General features: G+C 32.7%; 20 protein-coding genes and 1 tRNA gene. 10 read left to right on the top strand and 11 right to left on the bottom strand.

Going from position 1 to position 21166, the window contains the following annotated elements:
- Positions 1-11 precede the first annotated feature (11 nt).
- The 7 genes from ACSSV5_RS10555 (at position 12) to ACSSV5_RS10525 (ending at position 5094) form a co-directional block, all read left to right on the top strand.
- Positions 12-995: an ABC transporter ATP-binding protein gene (locus tag ACSSV5_RS10555; protein WP_454245842.1), complete on the top strand. Its 984-nt coding sequence runs from the start codon at positions 12-14 to the stop codon at positions 993-995.
- A gap of 170 nt (positions 996-1165) precedes the next feature.
- A complete protein-coding gene (locus tag ACSSV5_RS10550; protein ID WP_211066569.1) occupies positions 1166-1357 on the top strand; it encodes a cold-shock protein in 192 nt (63 codons plus the stop codon).
- Between the two features lie 306 nt (positions 1358-1663).
- The gene (locus ACSSV5_RS10545) at positions 1664-3004 is read left to right on the top strand and encodes a site-specific integrase (protein ID WP_454245841.1); all 1341 of its coding nucleotides are present in this window, start codon (positions 1664-1666) and stop codon (positions 3002-3004) included.
- 146 nt (positions 3005-3150) lie between these two features.
- On the top strand, positions 3151-3450 hold the full coding sequence (locus tag ACSSV5_RS10540; protein WP_454245840.1) for a helix-turn-helix domain-containing protein: 300 nt from the start codon (positions 3151-3153) through the stop codon (positions 3448-3450).
- Entirely contained in the window at positions 3447-3851 is a 405-nt protein-coding gene (locus ACSSV5_RS10535; RefSeq protein ID WP_454245839.1) for a hypothetical protein, read from the top strand. The genes ACSSV5_RS10540 and ACSSV5_RS10535 overlap by 4 nt, the downstream gene beginning before the upstream one ends.
- Before the next feature lie 57 nt (positions 3852-3908).
- Positions 3909-4493 carry a hypothetical protein gene (locus ACSSV5_RS10530; protein WP_454245838.1) on the top strand — a complete coding sequence of 195 codons (585 nt, stop codon included), beginning with the start codon at positions 3909-3911 and terminating at the stop codon, positions 4491-4493.
- Between the two features lie 193 nt (positions 4494-4686).
- Positions 4687-5094, top strand: a complete 408-nt coding sequence (locus ACSSV5_RS10525; protein ID WP_454245837.1) for a hypothetical protein — start codon at positions 4687-4689, stop codon at positions 5092-5094.
- A 221-nt stretch (positions 5095-5315) separates the two neighbouring features.
- Here the strand turns inward: ACSSV5_RS10525 and ACSSV5_RS10520 are convergent, their stop codons facing one another.
- Both ACSSV5_RS10520 and ACSSV5_RS10515 read right to left on the bottom strand, forming a co-directional pair.
- Positions 5316-5807 (bottom strand): hypothetical protein, encoded by a 492-nt coding sequence (locus tag ACSSV5_RS10520; RefSeq protein ID WP_454245836.1) that lies wholly within the window; start codon positions 5805-5807, stop codon positions 5316-5318.
- A gap of 11 nt (positions 5808-5818) precedes the next feature.
- A complete protein-coding gene (locus tag ACSSV5_RS10515) occupies positions 5819-6766 on the bottom strand; it encodes a hypothetical protein (RefSeq protein ID WP_454245835.1) in 948 nt (315 codons plus the stop codon).
- Between the two features lie 294 nt (positions 6767-7060).
- On the opposite strand from ACSSV5_RS10515, the gene ACSSV5_RS10510 reads away from it, so the two are divergent.
- From ACSSV5_RS10510 to ACSSV5_RS10500, 3 genes are read left to right on the top strand one after another with little or no spacing between them, the layout of a single operon-like run.
- Positions 7061-7369: a DUF6150 family protein gene (locus ACSSV5_RS10510; RefSeq protein ID WP_454245834.1), complete on the top strand. Its 309-nt coding sequence runs from the start codon at positions 7061-7063 to the stop codon at positions 7367-7369.
- 8 nt (positions 7370-7377) lie between these two features.
- Complete coding sequence (locus ACSSV5_RS10505; protein ID WP_454245833.1) at positions 7378-9522, top strand: AAA family ATPase; 2145 nt, start codon at positions 7378-7380, stop codon at positions 9520-9522.
- Entirely contained in the window at positions 9503-11245 is a 1743-nt protein-coding gene (locus tag ACSSV5_RS10500) for a UvrD-helicase domain-containing protein (protein ID WP_454245832.1), read from the top strand. The genes ACSSV5_RS10505 and ACSSV5_RS10500 overlap by 20 nt, the downstream gene beginning before the upstream one ends.
- Before the next feature lie 98 nt (positions 11246-11343).
- Here the strand turns inward: ACSSV5_RS10500 and ACSSV5_RS10495 are convergent.
- The 9 genes from ACSSV5_RS10495 to uvrC all read right to left on the bottom strand — a co-directional run bounded on the left by ACSSV5_RS10495 (position 11344) and on the right by uvrC (position 20963).
- A tRNA-Ile gene (locus ACSSV5_RS10495) sits at positions 11344-11417 on the bottom strand.
- Between the two features lie 133 nt (positions 11418-11550).
- Complete coding sequence (locus ACSSV5_RS10490) at positions 11551-13089, bottom strand: YifB family Mg chelatase-like AAA ATPase (RefSeq protein WP_454245831.1); 1539 nt, start codon at positions 13087-13089, stop codon at positions 11551-11553.
- Positions 13090-13199: 110 nt separating this feature from the next.
- Entirely contained in the window at positions 13200-13589 is a 390-nt protein-coding gene (locus tag ACSSV5_RS10485; protein ID WP_211066567.1) for a rhodanese-like domain-containing protein, read from the bottom strand.
- A 200-nt stretch (positions 13590-13789) separates the two neighbouring features.
- On the bottom strand, positions 13790-14101 hold the full coding sequence (locus ACSSV5_RS10480; protein WP_211066566.1) for a rhodanese-like domain-containing protein: 312 nt from the start codon (positions 14099-14101) through the stop codon (positions 13790-13792).
- 91 nt (positions 14102-14192) lie between these two features.
- Positions 14193-15332: a 4-hydroxyphenylpyruvate dioxygenase gene (gene hppD, locus ACSSV5_RS10475; protein ID WP_454245830.1), complete on the bottom strand. Its 1140-nt coding sequence runs from the start codon at positions 15330-15332 to the stop codon at positions 14193-14195.
- 60 nt (positions 15333-15392) lie between these two features.
- Positions 15393-15611, bottom strand: a complete 219-nt coding sequence (locus ACSSV5_RS10470) for a hypothetical protein (RefSeq protein WP_454245829.1) — start codon at positions 15609-15611, stop codon at positions 15393-15395.
- A gap of 97 nt (positions 15612-15708) precedes the next feature.
- The gene (locus tag ACSSV5_RS10465) at positions 15709-16866 is read right to left on the bottom strand and encodes a homogentisate 1,2-dioxygenase (protein WP_454245828.1); all 1158 of its coding nucleotides are present in this window, start codon (positions 16864-16866) and stop codon (positions 15709-15711) included.
- A gap of 74 nt (positions 16867-16940) precedes the next feature.
- Positions 16941-19169, bottom strand: a complete 2229-nt coding sequence (locus ACSSV5_RS10460; RefSeq protein WP_454245827.1) for a patatin-like phospholipase family protein — start codon at positions 19167-19169, stop codon at positions 16941-16943.
- Positions 19170-20963, bottom strand: coding sequence for an excinuclease ABC subunit UvrC (uvrC, locus tag ACSSV5_RS10455; RefSeq protein ID WP_454245826.1), 1794 nt, complete (start codon positions 20961-20963; stop codon positions 19170-19172).
- Positions 20964-21166: the final 203 nt, after the last annotated feature.

Genomic DNA, 21166 nt, shown 5'->3' with positions numbered 1-21166 from the left:
TTTATCAGAAGATGTTAACATTAAAATCTGTTTATTTTTCTTACAACAAAATTTTTGGGCTTAACAATATTTCTTTCAGTATTCATTCTGGGGATATTCTTGGTATTATTGGTCAAAGTGGTTGTGGTAAAACTACTTTACTCAAACTTATTTATGGAAAGCTTGATGCTGATAGTGGAAAATTATTATGGAATGGCAAAACAATATTAGGACCATCAAACCAATTAACTCCAGGAAGAGAAGATTTTAAGTACGTCACCCAAGATTTTCAATTGATGCCTTACACGAGTGTTTTAGATAATATCACAAAACCTTTATCTAGACAATCTATGCGTCAAAATATTTCTCGAGCGAGAGAATTGCTTGAAGTTGTAGGACTTAAGGATTACGAGAATACTAAAGTTAAAAATCTTAGTGGAGGTCAGAAACAACGCGTTGCCCTAGCTCAAGCATTAGCAAAAAAACCTAAGTTACTATTGTTAGATGAACCGTTTTCGCATATCGATCAATTTTTTAAAAATGAGTTAAGACGTCAATTGTTTAGCTATTTAAGAAATAATCATGTGACTTGTGTTTTGTCAACTCACGATAAAGATGACATCTTAGCCTTTTGTGATGAAATACTGGTTTTAAAAGAAGGAAAAATAGTCGATAGAGACACACCGAACAGGCTTTATAAAAACAATAATAATCCTTATGTGGCAAGTCTATTTGGAGACTTTAATCAAATTAACCCAAAACACATTTGGAATAAAACCAAAAAAGAAAAAAACATTATAATATATCCACACGAAATAAAACTCCAAAAAACTACAAAATCTGAATTAGATATTATCAATCAATACTATATGGGACATTATTTTAAAATTGAATTAAGTTGGAAATCGCATCGTTTATTTGTTCATACTCCTAAAGCTATAGACTTGTCTCAAAATTATAAATTGGTGTTTGACAAAGATGAAATCTCAAATCGTTTAGCAATAAATTTGTCTTAGCCTTTTAAACAAAGCCTTTTCAACGTTTTAATACAAAAAAAATGGAGTTTAAAATTAGAGCAAGACCCTGTTTTTAACTTAAAGAAAATCAATAATTAACATTAAAAATGCTTTACTGATTAAAATATGTTGTAATATTGTACTTTATTAATTAATTATTTTTATATTTTATGGAAGGTACAGTTAAATTTTTTAATGAGTCTAAAGGTTATGGATTCATTACTAACGACGAAACCGGAAAGGACATATTTGTCCACGTTACAGGTCTTAATGGAGAATCTCTTGAAGAAGGAGATCAAGTTGAGTACACTGAAGAAGAAGGCAGAAAAGGTATGAACGCTACAAACGTTCGTATCCTCTAAATAATACAAATTATTTATTGTTTTTCTTACTAACGCTGTTCATTTGAGCAGCGTTTTTTATTGGTTAAAAAAAAACCGTTTCAAACTTATGAAACGGTTTTAGACTTGTGGTCCCACCTGGACGAAAAACTTTTTACTGGACTTTTATATATTTTATTATACTTTCTTTTATAACTGGCTTTGCTGGGGGAATCAAAGCGAATTAAAACAAAAGAAAATTAAACTTTTTAAAAATTCCGTCCCCCAGATTTGTCCCCTTCAAACTGGAAGGTTATATTAGCCAGTAGAATTTAAAATTTTGTTGTAATGTCTTCATTATCATTTGTTTTAAAAGACAAAAATTCAAAAGAGAGAACTCCAATCAATTTGTTATTCAGATTGAAAACTGGGAGAGTGAAGATTTCAACCAAAGAAATGGTTGAACCTATTAATTGGAATCAGAAAAAGCAGGAAGTAAGGAAAGACGATTTCTACCATCAAGAAATCAATAACAACTTAAATAAGTTGTATGATAATGCCGTTCAAATCTTTAATGACTTTGTTGAAGAATTTAATCGAGAACCAAAAATTTATAAAAATGAGAATGGAGAAAAGATTGACGAACTCAAAACTCTATTTGATGAAAAATTATTCAGTAAAGATTTAGCAGATACCAATCGAAATAAACAAAAAACTTTTTTTGAATTTTTTGAAGACCTCATCAAAGTCAGAGAAGAAAACAACAAAGTCTCAAAGGGCAGAATCCATATTTATAACAGGACTTTGGAGTTACTTAAAGATTACCAAAAAGATACCAATGATTTGGTTGCCTTTGAACGATTTGATGAGCAGTTTTCAATTAATTTCAGAGCATATTTGGAAGATGTAAAGGATTATTCGGCAAATACCATTCAAAAGAATTTTAAGGTCATTAGAGCCGTTTTAAATAATGCCTTTGCCAAAAACTACAATGTAAATAAGGAGTACAAACTTTCCGATTTTATGCCTGAAGGAGAGGAAACTTTTGAAATTGCTCTTACTTTGGAAGAAGTTGAGGCACTTTACAAATACGATTTCAGCCAAAATAAACGATTGGAAAGAACAAGAGATTTATTTGTAGTCGGTTGTTTTACTGGTTTGCGATTTTCCGATTATAGCAGATTGGGAAAAGAACATTTACAAGGTAGATTTTTAAGTATCGTTCAACAAAAGACGAAAAAGAAAAACCCTTTGCCAGTAGTTATTCCAATTTTAGAGCCAGTTAGAGAGATTTTTGAAAAGTATGATTATAATCTACCAAAAGGATTAACCAATCAGAAAATGAATCAATACCTTAAAGAATTGGCAAAGGAAACAGACTTATTTAATGATGAAGTTTCCTACTTTAAAACAAAGGGCGGAGAAAGAGTAAAAGTTACCCAACCTCGTTATGCAGAAGTGGTTACTCATACGGCAAGACGTACCTATTGCTCCATAAGTTATAAATTAGGTGTTCCTACTCAAAGTATAATGAAAATTTCAGGACATCGAACCGAGAAATCCTTTCTCAAATATTTAAAAATTAGCGAAACAGACCACGCAGAAAGAACTTTGAAGATTTGGGAAGCATATTATAGCAACAATAAGAAAGAAACTGGCAAAACCGTTCAAATGGTTCAAACTGCATAAGTTTTTCACATTTTTTAATCCTTTGAATCAAAAGGAGTTAGTTATACTTATATCTACTATAAGAATCTAAATATCAACATTTTAATTTTATCAAAGTTTGTGATATATGGTTATAATTACATAAATTAGCCAGTATAATATTCATTATGAACCTTCTCATACAAGAGATGACTAAATCAGATTTAGAGCATCTCATCCAAGAACAATTGAGAAAGGTTCTTATTTCGGAGCAGAAAGTCGTACTACAAAAAGAACCTTCAGGGAGCCAATATTTAAGTCGGTCAGAGACCGCAAAACTATTGAAGATTAGTTTACCTACATTGACCAATCTTGTTTCACAGGGTAGAATCCAAAGTTATTCTATTGGAAAGCGAGTTTTATTCAAAAGAGATGAGGTAGAACAAGCCTTAACTCCAATTGTAACCTCTAAATTCAAAAGAAAATGAGAGAGTACAAATTTGAGTTTGCAAGGTTTCAAAAATCTCCTAAACACAAAGGTATTTATGACCTTATTGAAAATGATTTGTTTCCGTTTTATTTCGTTAAGTGTTCTAAACCAAAAAGAGATTATTTAATTGAGAATAATGTCGAAGTAGTTATCCAGAGCTGGGGAATTGAAAAAGAAAACAAATCACTTCACACAGGCTTAATCCACGTTGAGAGTGATTTTCACTTTGGCAATAACATTAACCAAAAAGGAAAATTGGACTTTATTATTGTTAGGTTTTTACCTGAAAAAGAACAACTCCTATTTTGGTTATTCAAGAACCTAAAACCAAGAAATAAGTCAAAATTTTCAGAGCAATTTATTTCTTACCTCATCAAATCACAGGGAGTATTTATTTAAATCTAAAGGCAAGTGCCTACTTCAATAAAACACTTGCCTTTTTTAAAATTTTGTTGGATGAGCAAATTTACAAATAGTAAGGTTGTAAAGCAAAACTACACCCTTATTTATTACTCGGCATTAGAGAAATTGAATTATCAATTTAGGGAATATGTAATTTTTGATACTTTGATTAGAAAAAGTAAAATGAACGATTATGAAAAGCCAAAAGCGTATTTATACAAATACCTTTATTTAGCACCTAATACGGTTTATAATGGAATTAAAGTTTTAGAAAAGCAAAATTTTATTTCTGAAATTTCAGATAAGAGAATCAGTCTAAACTATGAGATAGTTGAGCAATTTAAAGAAGAAGTTGAATCGGGAGGCGGTTTCATAAAAATCTATCATAAACATAGGAAAGAATTAGGATTGTCTTTAAGGGAATATTCGTTATTGTATGCTTTTTATTCCTTATCTCTAAAGTCTGGGTTTACGACTGCAAAAGTAAAACGCTACGAAGAATGGTTAGGAATAAAGGAAAGAGATTATCACAGAATAAAAGATAAACTTTTGGATAAAGGATATATTTTACCTCATCAATACAATAAGGTTATTGTATCAATTGAAATTAAAAATTGGTTTGATGAGCAAAAAGAATAGTTCAAATACAGCAGTTTTTATATTCAAAAATAGCAGTAAAAATCGTTCAATTAAATCAGTAAAACTATTCAGTAACAGCAGTCATAATATAACAGTAATAAAATAAAGAATACAAATATTGAGAAAGCAACCACAAAAGTTGGTTGCCATAACAAGGGAGCAACTATTCTGTATTAATATTAAACAATTTAAAATGAGTAACAATTCCAAAAATGCAGGTAGAAAGAAAGGGAGTAATAATTTACTTTCTACTAAAGCCAAACAAAAACTATTTGAGATTTTCGAGAAAGACTTTTTGAACATTCATAAACTTTTCCAAAAAGCGAATATAGATGGTAGAGGTTTTTACCATCTGAAACCATACGCCAAAATGCTAACTACTGGTTCTGATAAGGTAAGTATGGAAATGAAATCAATAATTTTTAAAAGTCTGAAACCAGAGTTTTTAAGACTAAACACTTATATTTCTCAACTTTCAGCACCCGAAAGAGCAAAACAACTACGTTACTACCTTCAGATGTTGAACAAAGAACAGATTGAGGAATTATTTGGAGAAATCACTGAAAGGAAAAAGGGTATATATAAGCGTAAAAACGATTAATATTCTATTATTAGAAAACAAAACCCCTGCAAAATTAATCCTACCGTATTTTACAGGGGTTTAATTATTACAAGGTTGGTATATGCAACAAAAAAAGAGAGAAACATACTCTTTATCTATTAAAAACACCCCCACCATTAAAATATCAAAAATACAGAAGGTCAAAAGTAGGTAAAAACTACTCCTCCGCCTCTATTTTTCGGTTTTGAAAAACTAATATCCTACCTCTTTATACGAAATTTCCCATTTGTTACCTCAACAGTAGAAGGTGTAACAATTGCAGGACTTACAGAATCGTCAACCTCTTTGGCGTTATTTCCAATAAATTCGCCTTCTACATATTCATCAGTAATACTGGTAAATTTCACATAGCCACCATAGAAATAAATATCTGAATTTCCAGCTCCATCAAAACCAAAACTTAATTCTGTTGAGGTTTCACTTGCGTTAATAATCATTCCTTCAGTAATATTGGTTGAGGTTTCAACCTCTAAAAAGAAATTGTGAGCATCTTCTGAAATTTCAAAATTGGTATAGTCTAAATACTTGTAGATTGTACCATTTTGATACTCTGTACCTGAACTTTTCCAAGTGATGTACTCATCTAAACTCGGAGTTATAGAATTGTCATCATCTCCATTACAGGAGAACATAAGAATCGAGAAGATTCCCAATACAAATAGTCTTGAAATTGATTTAAAATTTGTTGTCATATTGATATTGTTTATTGAATTTGATTAGCGGATAAAATATTGCCCTTTAAGTCAGCTTTTGCAACAACAGTTTCTAAAACCATTGCTCCCAATTTATTTTTTGCACGATACGACATTTCTATCAATACATAATCTCCTTTATCTTCGTATATCGTTTCTTGATGTTTAAAACTGTTTGGGTCGTGTAAATTTTGCTTGATATATTTTACAAGGTTTCTATGGCTACCATCCCAAATAGAAAATTGTGAAGCAATTTTTTCTTTACGTAACCTCAACTTGTTATTTTCAACTATTTGTAATGAATCGGGTAAAAAAGCAATAATAGTATTGATAGAAACAACGCCTATTTTCTTTTTTAGAGAATTATTATAGTTGTTTTGTAAAATTTCTTGATGAGGTTTTGATTTACTTATCCAGTTGCCTTGTGTTGCATTTTTAGAAAGTTGAAAGTAAATTGTATCTGTATTTTTCAAAAGTTTATTAGAAACGATATATGAACCCTCCCAACTCTTAACAATACTATCTGCCCATTGTTTTTGAAAAGCGATTAGTTTTTCGTTTTCAGCAGTAGCATCTTGTTTTTGTTTTTCTATGGCTAAATTTTCAACTTTGGAAATACTATCTAATTTGAAATGAGCCAATTCAATTTTTTGCATTGCATTTTGGTAATCCTTATTGTCGGAATCTATCTTCTTGTATTCTTTGATGGCTTCTTGGTAATTACCATCTTCAAAATAGCGGTTTCCACTTTCATAGTAATTAATAGGGTTAAAAACGGCAATTGTTATCACTAAAAGAACCAAACTCATCGCTAATGCTCCAAAGGTATATACCAACTTTTTCCAAAGGTCTGTTTTATGAAGAAAAATTCCCACAATACCAACTGGAGGGAAAAGGAATAAAAGGAGTATTAAAATGCCTTTTTTGTCGTACCAGTTCTCTTTTAAAGATGTATCCATATTCAAATAATTATTCAGTTGAGGTACTTCAATAGTTGAAATATGGACAAAAAAACAGCGTGCCATACATCACGCTGACTAAGGTGGCTCGGCAAAGCCAAAAACAGAACAACGGAGCAGACACGCCTTTTCAGGCGTACTATAAACCGTCTTGTTCTGATGTATGAAATTTTGCCGATTTCCTTAGTCAAGACCTATTTTAGTACGAATATTATTACCCATTTTACTGGGATTAAATTCTAACTACAAATATATCAAATACTTTTTATTAAATTTGAATAAAATTAAATAACAATGCCTAAACTACTGTATTTCTTTGTTTTTATCTTATTTACAGGGGTTAAATGCTACTCCCAAGAAATTTTCATTACAGAAAATAAAAATGAGGCGGATTACATCATTTATGAAACAAAAGACAAATCGGAAGCCAATTGGATAGTAATGAAAACAGATTGGAGAAACCAAGCCAAAGATGGTCATTGGTATTTTTCTGAATGGAGAAATGATTCGGATATTATCGTATATATCACAAAAGATAAATCAGAAGCCGACAAGGTTGTTTTTTATACGGATTGGAGTACGGATATTAAGTTTGAGAAATAAGAAAGAATATGTATATATCGAAATTATCAATAAGAAATTTCAGAAACTTTCGTAATGTATCATTACGGTTCAATAAAGGTGTGAATACCATAATCGGAGAAAATGGTTCAGGAAAAACGAATTTATTTCAGGCAATACGCCTTTTGATTGATGAGAATATGCCGAGAATAGTCCGTTTTTTTGAAACAGATTTTAATAGGTCTATTGGGAGTTGGAAAGGACATTGGATTATTATTCAAATAGAATTTAATGAATTAGATTCAAGTGAAGAAGCCCAATCAATAGCAATGCACAAAGTTGGAGTGGTAGATGAATATGAAAATGCCAAAGGTACATACTCATTATTTTTTCGCCCAAGAATTGACATTCGGAGAGCATTGTATGAACTTTCAGAAGATGAGGAAAAGACAGAGTATGAACTTGAACAATTATTAGATGGAATTACACTAAATAATTACGAAACTGTTTTTACAGGCAGAGGAAATATTGACTTTTCAAATGATGAAAATTATTCAATGTATGTTGGCGATTTTGAAAAAATTGAATTTCCTGACCCCGATGAAGAAAAAACGGATATATACGGAGTAAAAATTTATAGCATCTCAATACCTAATGAATTTGCTTGTACTTTTGCCAAAGCACTTAGGGATGTAGAAACAGACTTGCGTTCTTACCGAGATAATCCTTTGCTAAACCTTTTAAGGGATAAAGAAAAAAGCATTTCCATAGAGAAAAAGACTGAAATAGAAGGGCAAGTCAGTAAACTAAATGATGATATTTCAAAATTGGATGAGGTAAGAGCTGTTTCATCAGGAATTTCACAAACCATTAAAGAAGCCGTTGGAGATACTTACGCTCCAAATATTAACATAAAGTCTGAACTTCCTTCAGAAATGGAAAGATTACTTCAATCTTTAAAATTATGGGTCGGAGACCCTGATGAAGAAGGTTATGAAGGCAGATTGTGGGAATTGAGTTTGGGGGGAGCAAACCTCATCTATCTTTCCCTTAAATTATTGGAATTTGAAAAGGTAAAGAGAGAAAATAAAATTGCAAATTTTATTCTGATTGAAGAACCCGAAGCACATATCCATACACACATACAAAAAACGCTGTTTGATAAATTAGACAAAGAGAAAACACAAGTTTTTATTTCAACACATTCTACCCATGTTTCTTCGGTATCTGCTATTAGTTCAATGAATATTTTAGGAAGGGAAAAACAAAAGGCAGAGGTTTATAATCCCGCTAATCAACTTGAAAAAAATCAAATAGTAAAACTTGAAAGGTATTTGGATGCGAATAGAACAAATTTACTCTTTGCAAAAGGTGTGATTTTGGTTGAAGGAGATGCAGAACATATTTTGATTCCTGTTTTAGTAAAAAAGGTTTTTGGGGTTTCTTTAGATGAACTCGGTGTATCCATCATTAACATAGGAAGTACAGGATTTGAAAATGTTGCCCAATTATTCCACAATGATAGGGTTCATAGACATTGTAGCATTATAACAGATAACGATATTTCAATTGTTGAATTACCCGAAGAATCTAAAAATGATACTGAATATCAAAAATCTTGTAGGCAATCGGAGGAATCTGGAAAGGGTAGAAAATCCAAATTAGATACTTTTTGTGAAGGGAATACCTTTTTGCATCCTTTTTATGCAAAACATACATTTGAAGTTGATTTCTTACTGGCTAATAATGCTTTTGAAATTAAGGAAACAATAAAAAAAGAATATTCAAGAGAATCGGATATTAAGAAGATTTCAGATTTATTAGATAATGAAAGCGTATCCGTTTCAGGCAAAGAAGTTTTAAGATTAGCAGAAAAATTTGGTAAGGGTTGGTTCGCAATAATGATTTCTGATAACATTGACAATCTTACCGTTATTCCTGAATATATTTTAAAAGCTATATCGTTTGCTTGTTCTAAAATCAACAGAAATATCCTTTTGTCAATCGCTTTATATAGGTTAAAGTCTTTAAGTAAATTTCATTATGAAGATGACGAGAACGATTACTTGGGTCTTTTAAAACAAGTTAAGGAAATAACTGACCTTGAAGAAGCCGTAATTTTTTACACGAAAAAATTACCTGATGATATACTAACTAAACTAGTATCCTTATTAGATGCTCAAAGGATTAAATAATCAACAAAGAGAGGCTGTAATTGAGCCAGGCAATGTACTATTAACAGCTTGTCCAGGAAGTGGTAAAACTCGTGCATTGACCTACAAGATTGCTTATGAATTAGAAAGGTTATCAAGTTCAAAAAAGGTTATCATAGCTGTTACTTTTACAAATCGTGCAGCCGATGAAATAAAGAAACGATTGAGAAACCTTGATGCAGATGATTCAAACTTATGGGCAGGAACAATTCATTCTTTTTGTTTAGAATGGATTTTGAGACCCTATATGTGTTATTTGGATGAATTAAAAAATGGTTACTCTATATCTGATGAATATAATTCAGAAAATATAATTAATGAATTAAAAAAAGAGTATGGATTAAATTATTGGGATTCTGTTTCAACGAGATATTTACCCAATGGAGAGAAAGAAGAAACTGCCTACATAGATTTAATAGATGAATACCATGAGATACTGGCTAATGAAAAACTGATTGACTTTGACCAAATTCTGCACTATTCACATAGACTGCTAATATCTTATCCCAAAATATCAGAAACACTAAAAAACTTATTCCAGTTTATCTGTGTGGATGAATATCAAGATACTCAACAATTACAGTATGCTATATTGGCTGAAATTATGAAAGGAGCATCGGGTAATTGTAATATGTTTATTGTAGGAGATGCTGACCAAGCAATATATGGCTCTTTGGGTGGTGTTGCAAAATTACATTCTGAAATTGAATCCGAGTTTGAAGTCTCTTTTTCAAACAAAGAATTATCGGGCAATTACAGAAGTAATCAACAAGTCATTGATTACTATAAAAACTACCAAACATCAGATATTGACATACAGGCATTTGGTTCAAACGCTGATGATATAGCAACAATTACATACAACTTTTCTGTAAATAAAGATGATTTAGTTGAATACATAGCAAATATCATTAGAGAAAGAATAAATGCAGGTATTCCCGAACATGAAATTTGTGTATTAGCCCCTACTTGGTATATGGTTATTCCTATGGGTAGGAGGTTGAAATCATTATTGCCCGAAATAAAGTTTGATGCTGTTGGACTTTCTCCATTATTAAAAAATAGAGAAAACATTTGGTTTAAGGTTGCAAGGTTATTCCTTGTATCCCCTTCTCCCAAAACATATTTAACAAGAAAAAGATGGGCAACGGAACTTGTGAATGAGTTAAAAGATTATGGAGTAATAGTTTTTGAAGATTCTGAATTTAAGTCAAAAAAGCTACTGAAAACAATAAATTCCATAGTTTCAAATGAACAGAATGGTTTAAAATATTTAGAAGACAGTTTTTTACAATTATTTCAAATAATTGAAGTCGATATTTCTAACAATGAACATTTGCAACTTCAATGGGATTCCTTTTTTGATGGAGCAGAAAAAAGACTTGCAAATCCTGATTTTGATTTAGCACAAGATATAGATAGTTTTAGAAAAATGTTCAAACATGAGGAGGGGGTTGTAGTAAATACTTGTCATGGTATAAAAGGGGAGGAATTTGATACAGTTATAGCTTTTGGATTATTACAAAATATTTTACCAAACAGAAATGATAGCACACCTAATATTGCAGAAAAACTACTATATGTTATCTGTTCCAGAGCAAAACAAGAATTACATTTAATATCCGAAACTGGAAGAACTACAAGTTATGGAAATCCCTACCTTCCAACTTATCAATTAAGTTCTGTTGATTATGAATATGATTAAGAACTTTTACTAAAATAAAAATCCCCCAAATCCGTCCCCTTTAGATAAACAAAAAACCTCAACTAATTGACAATCAATATAGATGAGGTTTGTACTTGTGGTCCCACCTGGGCTCGAACCAGGGACTTTCTGATTATGAGTCAGATACTCTAACCAACTGAGTTATAGGACCAATATTTAAAATATACTCTCATTCAAGAATAGGATTGCAAAAGTAAAGTATTTAATGAAATTAACAAGAATTTTTTTAAATTTAGCTCTAAAATATTTAAATCTAACTCAAAGCATTAAAAGCTAAAATTCAATCAACCTAACCAACCATCTCTATCTAAACTGCGGTATTGAATTGCTTCACTGATATGTGCATTAGAAATATTATCTTCATTTTCTAAATCGGCTATGGTTCTGGAGACTTTAAGAATTCTATCATATGCACGAGCAGATAGGTTGAGTTTTTCCATAGCGGTTTTAAGTAAAGTTTTTGAGGCTTCATCAAGCTCACAAAACTTTCTAATTTGTTTGACGTCCATTTGGGCATTGTAGTGAATATAGTCAATATCTTTAAATCGTTCAGCTTGTTTTTCGCGGGCTTTGGTCACGCGTTCTCTAATTTCAGCACTGCTTTCGCCTCGGCGTTCTTCGCTGAGTTTATCAAATGGCACTGGCGTGACTTCTATATGAATATCAATACGGTCGAGTAGTGGACCACTGATTTTGCTGAGATAGCGTTGCATTTCGGCAGGCGATGAAGTAACAGGTGCATCAGGATCGTTAAAATAACCACCAGGACTCGGATTCATACTGGCGACTAACATAAAACTTGACGGATATGTTACTGTAAATTTTGCTCTAGAAATCGTGACTTCTCTATCTTCTAAAGGTTGACGCATCACTTCCAACACTGAGCGTTTAAATTCTGGGAGTTCATCAAGAAACAAGACACCATTATGCGAAAGAGAAATTTCACCTGGTTGTGGATAAGCACCGCCACCAACCAAAGCAACATCGCTAATGGTATGATGTGGACTTCGGAAAGGTCGGTTTGCCATTAAACCTGTGTTTTCTTTTACACCACCAACTACCGAATGGATTTTAGTGGTTTCAAGAGCTTCTTGAAGTGTCATAGGTGGAAGAATACTGGGTAGCCGTTTGGCGAGCATCGTTTTGCCTGAACCAGGCGGACCAATCATAATGATATTATGACCGCCAGCGGCTGCAATTTCCATACAGCGTTTTATGGATTCTTGACCTTTAACTTCTGAAAAATCAAATTTGGGATGTTCTAAGTTTTTATAGAATTCTTCTCTCGTATTGAGAATGGTTGGTTCGAGTGTTTTACCTTTATCAAAAAAGTTGATGACTTCAGTGATGTTTTCAACACCATAAACTTCAAGACCATCAACAATAGCGGCTTCTTTAGCATTTTGTTTTGGTAAGATAAAACCTTTAAACCCATCTTCTTTGGCTTTGATGGCAATGGGTAAAGCTCCTTTTATGGGTTGTAAACCACCATCGAGAGACAATTCGCCCATAATGATATATTCGTCAATGTTTGGTGCTTTGATTTGTGATGAAGCGGTAAGAATACCCAGAGCTAAAGTCAAATCATAAGCAGAGCCTTCTTTACGCAAATCAGCTGGTGCCATATTGACCGTTATTTTTTTGCCAGGGAATTTTAAACCGATGTTTTTCAATGCGGCTTGAATTCTAAAACTACTTTCTTTTATGGCATTATCAGGCAAACCTACCAAGTGGTAACCGATGCCAGAATCCACGTTGACTTCTACTGTGATATTGGTGGCTTCAACACCAAAAACAGCACTGCCATAGACTTTTATGAGCATAATATTCTACTTGTTTTAAAGAAATTCAAATTTTATACTGATAAAAGTAACAAATTACGATGAATGAGTAAGACTTTAAAATAATATTTGTAGAAAATACGAACTGATTTTTACTTTTTAATTGTATTCCCTTCCTTCATCCACTGCGTAATACCACCTTTTAAGTCATAGATTTTTGAAAAGCCTTGTTTTTGAAGAATTTTAGCACATTTTGCACTTCTTCTTCCTGAGCGACAATATACGATAATGGGTTTGTCTTTGTTTAAAGTGTCTAGCTTTTTGTCGAAGTTATCATCATAAACAATATTGTGTGCCCCTTCGATATAATTTTCATTAAATTCTTTAACGGTTCTAACGTCAACCAGCTGAACTTCATCATTTTTGAGCATGGTTTTCATTTCCTTACTATCTATCATCGTGATATTAGAGTATTTGGCTTTTTCTTTACAGCCTATGCTTAGTAAAAGGATTAAAACTAGGCTAATTTTAAAATGTTTCATAATGCTATTGTTATGCTGTTTCTGTGTTGATTTTATTATTCAAATATGACTATTTATACTTAAGATTTCATGTAGAGGACGCAAAGTTTTGATGCCAAAACACTCAAAGTGAACTTATCAATTTATTACTTTGATAATATAAAACATCTAAGAATTTTCAACTTTCTTATTACCGCCAACTACCAGCTACCGACTAACAGCTATCCTTCAACTTCTCCATGCCATTCTATGATGCCACCTTCGAGGTTTGATACATCTTTAAAACCTAATTGTTCCATGATATTACATGCCATCGCACTGCGACTTCCAGCTCTGCAATATACAAAATAGGCAATTGATTTGTCAAGTTTTTCTATTTCCTCTACAAATTTTTGAGCGTCTTGCACATTGATAAGCGTTGAATTTGGAATGCGTTTTTCTTCATATTCTTCTGGTGTTCTCACATCGAGAATAACGCTGTTTTGGTCGTCTTTTTGGGCTTTTTCCCAAGATTTGTTATCTAGATTATTCATTTTCCCATCCTGACCTTCTCATTGGGAAGGAACTTTTTTTAAAAATTAATTATTGATTTATTTATTTTTCATTTTCAAATTGCTACATTATCTATAAAGTTCCTCTTAAATTTTGCTCTCTTTCTATAGCTTCAAAAAGGGCTTTGAAATTGCCTTTTCCGAAAGATTTTGCACCTTTTCTTTGTATGATTTCAAAAAACATGGTTGGTCTATCTAAGACGGGTTTTGTGAAAATTTGCAATAAATAACCTTCATCATCTCTATCGATTAAAATATCGAGCTCTTTTAGTGGCTCAAGGTCTTCGTCTATTTCTCCTACGCGGTCTAAAACATCTTCGTAATAAACTTCAGGGACGCTCAAAAACTCTACGCCACGGTTTCTTAAGCTGTTGACTGTTTCAATAATATTGTCAGTAGCTACTGCAATGTGTTGTACACCAGCACCGTTATAAAAATCTATGTATTCTTCAATTTGAGATTTCTTTTTACCGTGAGCAGGTTCGTTTATAGGAAATTTGATTCGGCCATTGCCATTACTCATCACTTTACTCATCAAGGCGGTGTATTCTGTTGAGATATCTTTGTCGTCAAAAGATACGAGTTGTGCAAATCCCATAACATTGGCATAAAATTCACACCATTTGTTCATTTCGTTCCAACCTACATTACCCACCATATGGTCAATGTATTTAATTCCTGTGGATTCTGTGGTGTAAGGGTTATCCCAAGCTTTATAGCCTGGCAAAAAAGGTCCGTGATAATCTTTGCGTTCAACAAAAAGATGAACAGTTTCACCGTAGGTGTGAATGCCTGAAATCACGGCTTTACCATTGCTGTCTTCAATGGTGTGTGGTTCGCAATAAGCTTTTGCACCTCTTTTAGTGGTTTCTTCGTAGCTTTTTGTGGCATCGTCCACCCAAAGGGCAATATATTTGACGCCATCGCCGTGTTTGTTGATATGGGCGTTGATATCTCCTCCAGGTTCAAGCGGACTGGTTAATACTAATCTGATTTTGTCTTGTTGTAAAACATAAGAGACTGTATTTTTCTTTCCAGTTTCTAAGCCAGCATAAGCAATAGGCGTAAAGCCCCAAGCGGTTTGGTAATAATAAGCGGCTTGTTTGGCATTGCCGACATAAAGTTCTACAAAATCGGTTCCTAAAATGGGTAAAAAATCTTCGGCTTCTGGATTTTCTACGGGTAAGTTTAAGCTTGTTGTATCTGTTTTCATTGTATTGAGTTTATAAGGTTATCAGTTTATAAGTTTCAAGTTTTAAGTTGTTTTTTTCTATTACTCATCATCTTTTCTATAGCCTTCATAATAGTATAATTGTTTTATGCCTTTTGAAATATTCTTTTCTCTAATCTTTCCAGCATAATCATACAAACCATCAAATATATATTTATGAATTTGCAAAAGTCCTTCTGTTGTGCCAACTTCAAAAGTATCGATTTTTCCAGTTTCAAACAACTGAAAAGCTTTTTTGATACTTTCTTGGTCTTTATTCATACATAATATATTTTCTGCTATATTTTAATTTCTCATTACTTGATCTAATTCCAAGCTGTATAGTCTAAAAACTAACAGATAGAGGCTAAAAGCTATTTTATTCCAACCATGACTTATAATAAGTGCCATCAGACAATTTCATACCAACTTCAGTGATTTGAAGAGGTTTAAAGGTATCTACCATTACGGCGAGTTCTTCAGTTTTGGTTTTGCCAATGCTTCGTTCTGCTGCACCTGGATGTGGACCATGTGGTATGCCAGCTGGGTGCAATGAAATATGTCCGCGGTCTATGTCATTTCTACTCATAAAATCGCCATCAACGTAATATAAGACTTCATCGCTGTCTATATTAGAATGGTTGTATGGTGCTGGAATGCTTTCTGGATGATAATCAAACAATCTTGGACAGAATGAACAAACCACAAAAGCATCGGTTTCAAAGGTTTGATGCACTGGCGGTGGTTGATGTATTCTACCTGTTATGGGTTCAAAATCGTGTATAGAAAATGCATAAGGAAAATTATAACCATCGTAGCCTACCACATCAAATGGATGTGTGGCGTAAACCATTTCAAACAAGTCGTTTTGTTTTTTGACTTTTATGATAAAATCTCCTTTTTCGTCGTGGGTTTCTAAATCTTGTGGTGCTCTGAGGTCTCGTTCACAAAACGGTGAATGTTCTAACAGTTGCCCAAAATAGTTGCGATAGCGTTTGGGTGTGTATATTGGTCTGGTAGATTCAATAATAAACAAGCGATTATCCTTTGTGTCAAATTCGATTTTATAAATCATCCCACGAGGAATAAGCAAATAGTCGCCGTATTTGAAATCGAGATTTCCAAGATGAGTTCTTAGTTTTCCGCTTCCTTCATGAATAAAAAGCAATTCATCAGCATCGGCGTTTTTATAAAAATAATCATCGGTAGATTCTTGAGGTGCTGCAAGGGTTATATTGACATCGCTATTGTGCATAATAACTTTTCTACTGTCTAAATAATCGGCTTCTGGTTTGAGCTGAAACCCTTTTAAGCGTAAAGATTCTAAGTTGTTTTTAACCGCAATTTTGGGTGCTACTGACTTTTGGGATTGTATAGCTTTTACTTGAGTAGGTCGATGTATGTGATAAGAATTGGTGTACATCCCGTCAAAACCTATGGTGCCAAACAATTGTTCATAATACAAACTGCCATCTGGTTTTTTAAAAATAGTATGGCGTTTGTGTGGTATTTTACCAAGTTTATGATAAAAAGGCATAATTTTTATAATTTATTCAAATATCGTGAATAAAAATAAATTAAAAAAGAGATATCTTTAAAATCATCTTTAATTCAAAACCAGTAGCCTAAGCTAAAAAACCAATGACTATCTCCTGTTTCTGGCGAGTATGAATATTTGACGTCAATTGGACCAAAGATAGTTTTGCAACCGTAACCAATAGCATAGCCACTAAATTCGGGAGAGCTAAACCATTCGCCATCTGAAAAAATATCTTCTGCGACATTGGCATAATTGGCACTTAAAATCAAGTGGTTTTGAGTGTAAAAATTGTAATCAACTTCTATCATACCTTTCATATAACTATTGGCAGAAACACTAAAAAAGTCGTAACCGTAAAACGGTCTGAAATTATTGATGGTTTTATTGCCATAGCCACCGAGAAAAAAATTAAGACTACTGACATCTTCTTCACCTAGTCTAAAGCCTAACTCTGAAGAAAAACGAGTGGTTAATTTTTCCAATGGCGTTGTAACATAACCGATTTGACCTTTAACTATAGAAAACTCACTGATTCCATTGCTGTTTAAGTCATTAAAATAAAAGTGAAAATCTCCGCTAAAATATACTCCTTTGGTAGGAAAAAACTTATCGTCAAAGCTATCAAAGTCAATATAAGTATATGTACTCAATAGATTAGAGTCTTGAATAACGGTTGCATTATCGGTGTTGCTTTGGTCATCGATAATTGTTTCTGTTTTGGCGTTAATGTCTTTTTGTTCAAAACCAAGTCCGAATCTAAAATCTTTAAAGAGGTAAGTTTCTATATAAACTTGGTTAGTAAAATCATCTATTTTGAGATTAATTTGGTTAACATTAAAATCACCAATGTTTGAATTTTCTTGAATAAAGTCAAAATCAACATTGTCATCAAATTGATTGAAACTCGATTTTAGACCGATACTCCAATATTTTCCTTTATCGATAAAATAATCAAAATTATAGCGAATATTATCACCTAAGATGAGGTCAAAACTTGTGACGTCGTTGGTTTGAAAAAGGCTTTTGTGAGTGAGATTAACCAACAACCCACTTTTGTATAAGTCATCATAATGGGCTGCGAGTTTTATAAAAGTTTTGTTTTCATTTTCTTCAACTTTAATGATTAAATTTTGATTGTTGTTATCTGATTCGATATTATAGGTTACACGATTAAAATTTCCAGTGGCTGATAAATTATTCAAACCATTATTTAAATCATCGTAAGCGATTTTTTGTTGTGTTTCTATTTGTAGTTTTCCCCTGATATAATTTCTTGGAAAGGTTTTGTTGCCAATGATTTGGATACCGTCAATGTAAATAGAATCAATAATTTTTACAGGTTTTTTTTCAATTTTAGGATGATTTTGAAGTGATGCGAGTTTTTCAAGTTCAGGATATTTTTCTATGGCTGCAATAAGACCTTCATTTATTATAGTTTCGCCATCTTCAAAAGACATTACATTGAAATTTCTAATATCAGGTCTGATATAAACATCGGTTTTTTGTCGTTTGGTTTTCATAGCTTTAATGGTTCTAAAGTTACTAACCTGAGTCATGATTTCTAAACCGCTTTTAAGTTTTTGTCGAGGGTATAAACTATCCTGTACATCAACGCCAATGATGTAGTCCATGTTTTTGAGTTTTAATTTTTCAACGGGATAGTTGTTGACTACACCACCATCGCTAAGTAGTTGTCCATTTATTTCTACAGGTCTGAAGAAGGTTGGTATGGCACCGCTGGCAGAAATAGATTGAGCAAGATTGCCGTGGTCTAAAACAACTTCTTGTCCTGTTTCTATGTCAGTGGCAATGCAAAAAAAAGGAATTTTGAGTTCACTAAAATCATCGGTTTTTACGTGCTGTGTAAGTTGAGCCAATAAATTGTAAATATTTTGTCCCTTTGAAATTCCAGTGGGAAGTGTTAGACTGAAGTTATCAAATGGGAATGAAATTGCATATTTTTCAGATTGTTCACGTTCATAAAAGGTTTTAGCGTCACGTGGTAATTCATCCCTGATGAGTTTGGAGAAATCGGTTTTGCTAAAAATCGAATCTAATTGTTTTGCGTTGTAACCTGACGCATAAAGTCCGCCAATAATCGCACCCATACTTGTGCCAGCAATGTAGTCTATCTTTACGCCACTTTCTTCAATCATTTTTAAAGCCCCAATATGGGCTAAGCCTTTTGCTCCGCCACCGCTTAATACCAAGCCTACTTTTGGGCGAATTGTGTCTGTTTGAGCTTGACTGCACAGACTTATGCAGATAAAAAATATAGAGATGTATAGTTTTAGTTTCATTTAGTTTTCAGAAAAATAATCTTTGATTAGTTTTGTTTTGGCTTGACCAACAATTTTTATCAATTGTTCTTCATTAGCGGTTTTTATGCGTTTCACAGATCTGAATTCTTTCAATAAATCTAAAGCTGTTTTTTGCCCGATCCCTTTGATGTTTTCTAATTCGGTTTCTATGGCTTGTTGGCTTCGTTTTTGACGGTGAAAGGTGATGCCAAATCTGTGGGCTTCGTTTCTTAGTTGTTGAATGATTTTCAAACTTTCAGATTTTTTGTCTAAATATAGAGGAATACTATCGTTTGGAAAATAAATTTCTTCTAATTTTTTGGCGATTCCTATGATTGATATTTGTCCTCTTAAACCTAATTTGTCAAGTGCGTTAACAGCAGAAGAAAGTTGACCTTTGCCACCATCAATCACGATGAGTTGTGGCAGGTTTTCGTCTTCTTCTAAAAGTCTTCTATAACGTCTAAAAACCACTTCTTCCATAGAGGCGAAGTCGTCTGGTCCTTCAACGGTTTTGATATTAAATTTGCGATAATCTTTTTTTGACGGGTTTCCGTTTTTAAACACCACACAAGCGGCAACAGGATTGCTGCCTTGAATGTTTGAATTGTCAAAACACTCGATATGTCGTGGCTCTTTAGGTAATCTCAAATCTTTTTTCATTTGTGTCATCAAACGTTTGGTATGTCGTTCAGGGTCAACGATTTTCATGGTTTTAAATCGCTCTATTCTAAAATACTTGGCGTTGCGTTGAGATAAATCAATTAGTGCTTTTTTGTCGCCTAATTTTGGAATCACCACTTGCACATCTTCACCAAGGTTGACTTCAAAAGGGACATATATTTCTTTGGATTGCGATTCAAAGCGTTGGCGAATTTCTACAATGCCAAGTTCAAGTAGAGTTTTGTCGTCTTCGTCGAGTTTCTTTTTAATTTCAATAGTATGTGATCTGATTATTGCTCCGTGAACGACTTGTAGAAAATTGACATAACCAAAACTTTCGTCAGAGACAATAGAAAACACATCAACATCACTGATTTTTGGATTGACAACAGTAGATTTGGATTGATAACGCTCAAGGCTTTCTATTTTACGTTTGATTTTTTCGGCTTCTTCAAATTGAAGATTTTCGGCTTTGTCTTTCATTTGTTGTTTAAAGGCTTTTAGCGAACTTTTAAAATTGCCTTTAACAATTTGGCGAACCGATTCAATTTGACGGTTATAATCTTCTTCGGTTTGATAAGCTTCACAAGGCCCGAGACAATTTCCTAAATGGTATTCTAAGCAGACTTTATATTTTCCTGCTTTTATTTTGGTTTCTGATAAATCGTATTTACAAGTTCGTATTTGGTAGAGACCTTTGATGAGGCCGAGTAGGATTTTTACAGTTTTTAAGCTAGGAAAAGGGCCATAATATTCGCTACCGTCTTTGATGACGCGTCGAGTCAAAAAAACTCTTGGAAATCTTTCGTTTTTGATACAGAGCCAAGGATAAGTTTTGTCGTCTCTAAGCATGACATTAAACCGAGGGCGACGAGTTTTGATAAGATTGTTTTCTAAAAGTAAGGCGTCAGCTTCAGAATTGACTACAATATGTTTAATGTTGGTTATTTTTTTAACCATGACTTCAATCCGTCTGGAATCGTGAGATTTTGTAAAATAGGAATTGACACGTTTTTTAAGGTTTTTGGCTTTGCCGACGTATAGTAGTTTTCCGTTTTTGTCATAAAACTGATAAACTCCAGGGTTTTCAGGTAGGGTTTTTAATGTCAATTCTATGTTATTTGAGACCATATTTAAAAATCTTTGACTAAAATAGTTAATATCTTTAAGATTTTAATTTATTTTCCTTTTAAAATATAAGTGTTTATGATAAAATTAATTAATGTATAATACCGAATGTTATTTTGAATGTCTCATAAAAGTTCTTTAAAATATATGTTTGTATTCTACTTTCATCTTTTTATTAACGATATTATTCATTCAAATTGTTAAAA

This window comes from Psychroflexus sp. MBR-150, from assembly GCF_053628795.1.
The sequence above is the reverse complement of the archived record's forward strand: the minus strand, read 5'-3'. Positions and strand labels throughout refer to the sequence as shown.